Source organism: Pseudomonas sp. MF6747 (assembly GCF_963890955.1).
In the GTDB taxonomy this organism is placed as follows: Bacteria; Pseudomonadota; Gammaproteobacteria; order Pseudomonadales; family Pseudomonadaceae; genus Aquipseudomonas.
On sequence record NZ_CAWPSZ010000003.1, the window covers coordinates 291,294 to 297,466 of the forward strand.

At 60.6% G+C, this 6,173-nt stretch carries 4 protein-coding genes; 1 reads left to right on the plus strand and 3 read right to left on the minus strand.

Going from position 1 to position 6,173, the window contains the following annotated elements:
- Nucleotides 1-82: 82 nt before the first annotated feature.
- Complete coding sequence (locus AACW30_RS05080; protein WP_200624389.1) at nt 83-1,081, plus strand: hypothetical protein; 999 nt, start codon at nt 83-85, stop codon at nt 1,079-1,081.
- Nucleotides 1,082-1,220: 139 nt separating this feature from the next.
- On the opposite strand, the gene AACW30_RS05085 is transcribed toward AACW30_RS05080, so the two are convergent.
- From AACW30_RS05085 to AACW30_RS05095, 3 genes are all read right to left on the minus strand, one after another.
- A complete protein-coding gene (locus tag AACW30_RS05085; RefSeq protein ID WP_200624390.1) occupies nt 1,221-2,714 on the minus strand; it encodes a sensor domain-containing diguanylate cyclase in 1,494 nt (497 codons plus the stop codon).
- A 60-nt stretch (nt 2,715-2,774) separates the two neighbouring features.
- Entirely contained in the window at nt 2,775-4,268 is a 1,494-nt protein-coding gene (locus tag AACW30_RS05090; RefSeq protein ID WP_200624391.1) for a GGDEF domain-containing protein, read from the minus strand.
- 86 nt (nt 4,269-4,354) lie between these two features.
- Nucleotides 4,355-5,677 (minus strand): OprD family porin, encoded by a 1,323-nt coding sequence (locus tag AACW30_RS05095; RefSeq protein ID WP_124416465.1) that lies wholly within the window; start codon nt 5,675-5,677, stop codon nt 4,355-4,357.
- Between the last annotated feature and the right edge of the window lie 496 nt (nt 5,678-6,173).

A 6,173-nucleotide genomic window follows, 5' to 3' on the forward strand; every position in this document is an offset into this window, starting at 1 on the left:
TAAAGACCCAACAGCTAAACGAGTTTTGAACTAACGCGAGATAAGTGAATACATACCTATTACTGTTGAAGGAATATCGATCATGAACGCTATCGCTCCAGCCGCTGTATACCGTAGCCCTGACCCTCAGCAACAAAACGTCAACAATAATCCACCCGAGCGCTCTTTTGCCGCGCCCTATACGGCGAATGTGTTCGGCGGTGTAGCGAAGTTTCAGCCGATCCCCACGGTGTCTTTTTTTCCGCGAACCTATGCCACCATCGCCGCCAGGCTCACGCCGATTCCTGGCGGCCCGAGCGCGGGTGTGAGCGCAACGGCGCGCTTTGATCCCGTCATCAGCTTACGTCCCAACGACAGCGGCGGCCTCACCGTCAGCTTCGCACCAAAGATGCAGCTGGAAGTCGGCGGCAGTTTGAGGGCCGGCATTCCAAATATTTTAGGCACGGGCGTGGGTTTCAATGTGGGCGGCAGCCTTTCACAGCGGTTTACGTTTGGCGCACCTGAATTCAGCGCCACTGTCCAACCCAGTGGTGAACTAAACTTTAACGCTAATCTGAAGCCTTCAATTGTCAGCCAGCAACTAATGAGTGTGAATGGTGGTCTGGAGGGCAGCCTTGCCAGTTCTGGCGTTAGTGTGGGCGGTGGTGTGAACCAAAGTGTGACGCATATAACCGGGCAACATATAAATGTCGGCGGGCCGGGTCTTCAATTCACACTGTCTCCCACCGGTAAACCGACGATCACGCAAAATTTCGACAACACATTATCTATCACCAATAGTTATACTTTTTCTCCCCGCACAAGTGTTAACGCAAATGTTCGAGCAGGGCAGGTTGGCGCCAATGGCGGAGGCGGCGTGTCACCGTCATTTACCCTTCAACACAAAGTTACCTTCAGCACTGACCTGACCAGCAAGTCCGCGCCAAAACACGAGTTTTCCGCTATCTCGGGCGTTTTCGTCGATGGCTCTTTCGGTTTAAGCGTGTCTCTGTTGCCCCCGCAGTTTCCATTGAGTGTGACAGCGCAAGTCGGTGCTGACCCAAGAGTCTCAGTGTCAGGAGGTGGCAGCTACACGCTGTAAAAGCTTCCCTGTGAAGCACGTACTGATTCACTGTCATCAGCAGCAGGCGCCGTCAGCATCGGGATCAAACCCGGGCTGGCGGTGCGGCGAGCGTCCTTGCTCCAACCGCACTGACTGAGTGGCCCAGGTGGCAGGCTTTTCAGGGAAGGGCTGCGGCGTCCACGATGCGATTGCGCCCGCTGTGTTTGGCCTCATACAGTGCCTGGTCCGCACTCAGCAACAATGCCTCCAGCGACACGCGGCTGCGTTTGTCCCAGGTACTCATGCCGATACTCACCGTAATCGGCCGTTCGGCGCCGGCAAACCGTGGCAAGTGCTCGACGCTGCTGCGGATATGCTCGGCGATCACCCAGGCGCCCTTGGCGTCGGTGTGCGGCAGCACCACTGCAAATTCCTCCCCGCCATAACGCGCCGCCAAGTCAGCCGGGCGGCGGATGTTGTCATCAATAACCCTGGCCACCGTGCGCAGAGCCTCGTCACCACCGTGGTGACCATGGCGGTCGTTGAAGGCCTTGAAGTGGTCCACGTCGATCATCAGCAGCGTCAGCGGTTCGGTCGAGCGCTGCGCGCGGTCCCATTCCAGGCGCAGGCGCTGATCGAGGGTGCGACGGTTTGCCAGGCCGGTCAGGGCATCGGTGGCTGCCAGTTCTGACAGCACTTGCTCGGCGCGGTGACGGCGGCGCAGCTCGTTGCTGAGCATCCAGCTGAGCCACAGCAGACCGATACACAGCACACCCGTCGCCAGGCTGATCAGCAAGGCTGCGCGTTTCCATTGGGCGAAAACTTCATCGCTGGACAGTGCCACTGCGACGATCAGCGGCAAATTGCCGACCGTGGAAAAGCTGTAGAGCCGCTCTCGGTGGTCAACACTGGAGACGCCGCGAAAGCTGCCGTCGCGCTCCTTGAGCATGCGCGCTACGTTCGGTCGCTGGCTCAGGTCCTGGTCGATCATGTTCAGTTCGAGCATGGGATGCTGCGCCAGCAGGATGCCCTGCTGGTTGATCAGGTTGATGGTGCTGTTGCTGCCGATATTCAGGCTGCTGAACAGCTGGTGAAAGTAAGACAAGCGCATGGAAGCCACCGCCACCCCCTGGAAGCGCCCGTCCGGCCCGGAAACGCGGCGGCTGAATGCAATGCGCCATTGGTCGTCACACACGCAGCGCGCCATGAACGGACGGCTGATGTACAGCCCGATTTCGGGGTCTTTGCGCTGCACCTGGAAATAGTCGCGATCAGCGAAGTTGCCGGACTTGGGCGTGAGCAAGGACGAGTCGGCGATCACCTCGCCATTGGCGTCCAGCAGCAGGATGTCGCCCTTGTAGGGCGCGGCGGCGGAGCGGTCGAACAGCACCAGATGGCGGATATCGGCAGAGACGCTTTGCAGGTCGTTGCGCTCGGCGGCGGCGATCAGCCCCTTGAGGGCCATGTCGTAGAGTTCGACGTTGCGCAGTACATCGGCGTCAATCAGTTGGGTGATGTTGTTCGCGGTGCGCGTGGCGGTCTGCAGGGTATTGGCGTGTTCGCGAATCAGCAGCACCGCCACGATCGCCACGATCAGCAGGGCTGTGAGGACACTGCCAAGGGTCAGCAGGCGTTCCGGGCGACGTGTAGGGCGAGAAAGGCTTGGGCTCATCGGGCGTACTTCTGCGTCGAGGATGCCATTAGCGTAGTCCGTGTATGGCGTTGCAGCAGGTCAGAGCCCGGTGGCCTCCCTTATGCGATTTCGCCCACTGTGCTTGGCCTCATACAGTGCCTGATCCGCGTGCAACAGCAGCGTCTCGAGTGACAGGCGACTGCGTTTATCCCAGGTACTCATGCCGATACTCACGGTGATCGGCTGTTCGGCGCCGGCGACGCGCGGCAGGTGCTCGACTCCGCTGCGGATATGCTCGGCGATCACCCAGGCGCCCCTGGCGTCGGTGTCCGGCAGCACCACCGCAAACTCTTCCCCACCATACCGCGCGGCCAGGTCAGCGGGACGACGGATGTTGTTGCCGATCACCTGGGCGACCGTGCGCAGTGCCTCATCACCGCCGTGGTGGCCGTGGCGGTCGTTGAAAGCCTTGAAGTGGTCCACGTCGATCATCAACAGCGTCAGCGGCTTGGTGGAGCGCTGCGCGCGGTCCCACTCCAGGCGCAGGCGCTGGTCCAGGGTGCGACGGTTGGCCAGGCCGGTCAGGGCATCGGTGGCGGCCAGCTCCAACAGCACTTGCTCGGCGCGATAGCGCCGGCGCAGTTCGCGGCGCAGCATCCAGGTCAGCCATAACAGGCCAATGCAGAGCACGCCGGTGGCGCCGCTGGTGAGCAGCGCGGCGCGTTTCCACGGGGCGAACACGTCTTCGCTGGCCAGCGCCACCACCACAATCAGCGGTAATTCACCGACATTGGTGAAGGTGTACAAACGCTCGGTGCCAGTGATGGTCGAGATCGCCCGAAAGCTGCCTTCGCCTTCGCGCAGTATGCGTTTGAAGTTGGGCCGATCGCTGAGGTCCTTGTCGATCATGTCGCGCTCCAGCAACGGCTGCTGGGCGAGAAGAATCCCCTGATTGTTCAACAGGTTCACCGAACTGCCATTGCCGATGGTGAGGCGGTTGAACAATTGATCGAAATACGCCAGGCGCATCGTTGCCACCGCGACACCGGCAAACTCGCCGTGCGGCCCCGTGACGCGACGACTGAATGCGATGCGCCAGACTTGATCGCAGTTGCAGCGAATCCTGAATGGGCGGCTGATAAACAGCCCGGCCTGGGCATTCTGTCGATGCGCCTGGAAGTAATCACGGTTAGCGAAATTGCGTGGCGTTGGCCACAGCGTCGAGGAGTCGGCAATCACTGCACCGTCGGCATCGAGCAACAGCACTTCGCCTTTGAAGGGCGCGGCGGTGGATTGATCAAACTGCACCATGTGCCGAATGTCCGGCGACGCCCGCGTCAGGTCTTTGCGGGTGGTGGCCGTAATCAACCCCTGCAGCGCCAGGTCATAGAGCTCGACGTTACGCAGCACGTCGGCATTGATCAGTTGGGTGATATTGGTGGTCGCGCGCTGGGCGGCCTGGACGGTGCTGGCGTGTTCGCGGGTCAGCAGCGCCGCGACGATAATCACAATCAGGGTGACGGTCAGGCCGCTGCCCAGAATCAGCAGAAGCTCCGGGCGTGCAGGTAAGGAAGGAGGGCGGAGTTGACTCATCGCGCAGGCTTCAGCAGGGAAGATTCTGGCAGTTTAGTTCTACGCGATGAAAATTAGATCACGGGTTAAAAAGAAAGATCAGCGGGTTAGAACACGTTGATCGGGTAATCCACGATCACCCGGTATTCATCCACATCCCGATCCACCGCCGAGTAGCCCTCGCCGCCGCGGTTGGTCGCCCACTGCAGGCGCACGGCCAGGTCCTTGGCTTTGCCGCCTTGCACCACGTACTTCAAGTCGATGTCGCGCTCCCAGTGTTTGGCGTCCTTGCCGTCGGCGCTGTACCAGGCACTGTAGCCACGGCTGTTGGGGTCGACCTTGGTCAGGTCGGTCTTGCCGCTGATGTAGGATACGGCGGACGTCAGCCCCGGCATGCCCAGGCCTGCGAAGTCATAGGCGTACTTGAGTTTCCACGAGCGCTCGTTGGGGCCGTTGAAGTCCGAGTATTGCTGGGAGTTGTCCAGGTAGATGCTGTCGCCCTGGCTGATGTAGTCGAACGGCGTGTTGCCGTTAACCCGCTGGTAGGCGGCGGTGAGGCTGTGGTTGCCCACGCCCACGGTGAAATGCAGGCTGTAAGTGTTGTTGTCGATGCTGCCCAGCAGCGACCGGCCGGTGTCCTGGGTGTGGTAGTAGTGCAGGCCGGGGTTGAGGCTGACCAGGTCGTTCAGCGCGTAGGTGTAATCCAGGTCGTAGTAGTACTGGTGCCACACGTCCTTGAGTTCGGAAGCGTACAGGTTGCTGGTAACGCCCGGGATGGCGCTGAACGACACACCGGCCCAGTTCAGGTGCTGGCTGTCGGCGTGGTCCGGCAGCGCGCCGTAGCTGGTGCCGATGCGTCGGTGGCCGCTCTGGTTGTAGAGCTTGGTGAAACTGGCTTGGCCGCCTTCAAGCATCCAGCCGTCGAAGCTGTGGTTGGTCAGGCTAACGCCGCGGAAATCCTGCGGCAGCATGCGTGTCATGCCGCCGGCGATTACCGGGTTGTTGAGGAACAGGTCGCCGGCTTTCAGCTCTGTGTCGAAGGCGCGCATTTTCAAGGTGCCGCCTGCGGTGGAGAACGAGCCGGGCGCTTTGCCGTTGCCGCTGCCATACGGCAGGATGCTGGAGCCGTCGGTGCCGCCACCGCCGTCGAGCTTGAGGCCGAGCATGGCGTTTAGGTCCAGGCCGAAGCCGACCGTGCCTTGGGTGTAGCCGGATTCGAAGGTGCCGATGAAGCCTTGGCCCCATTCCTTGCTGTCATCGGTGTGGATGTCGCGACGGTCGCGGTTCATGTAGTAGTTGCGGGTGTTGATCTTGAGGCTTGCGCCGTCGACGAAACCGTCGGCGGGGGTGGTGTCTGCCGCTTGGGCCAGGGGGGCGATCGTTGTTGCAATCGCTAGGAATAGCGGGGTGAACGTCAGCGAGTTCTTCACCGGTGGAGCTCCTTTGGTCAATCGTAAGCGGCCAATGTCGTGGGGGTGTGCCTGGCCTTTTTTTACTGCAAAAAAAAGCCGCTGAAGTCAGCGGCTTTGAACAGATTCCCAGTGTAGAGCCCTGGAAATAAGTCGAGGGAAATTTGGGTGAGCGGGAAGCTGTGTTTGCCGTCGCTCAAGGGTGCGTCAAATTAACGCAGGTGAGCGGTGGGGTACAGAGTGTAACAAGATAATGACTGTTGCCCAAATCGCAACAGTCGTGGGGTGGGGTTGGTGGTTTGGTTGTCGGGGGATTGAGTACATATCCGTTGCTGCGGTCGCGGCCACGTAGGGTTCCGCTCTTACAGCGGGTCACTTTTGGCAAACGCCCCAAAAGTAACCAAAAGGTCTTTGCCCCACCACTCGGTGCCTCGCTTAGGCTCGGCATGCCCTCACTCCGGCTTGAATCCGTGGGCCGCCGTGACGGGCCATCCATGGCCCAACACGGCTAACCCGG

Bases quoted from the DNA above. Each gene is read 5' to 3' on its own strand.
- AACW30_RS05080 (WP_200624389.1), top strand. From the start codon at position 83: ATGAACGCTATCGCTCCAGCCGCTGTATACCGTAGCCCTGACCCTCAG.
- AACW30_RS05085 (WP_200624390.1), bottom strand. From the start codon at position 2,714: ATGAGCCCAAGCCTTTCTCGCCCTACACGTCGCCCGGAACGCCTGCTG.
- AACW30_RS05090 (WP_200624391.1), bottom strand. From the start codon at position 4,268: ATGAGTCAACTCCGCCCTCCTTCCTTACCTGCACGCCCGGAGCTTCTG.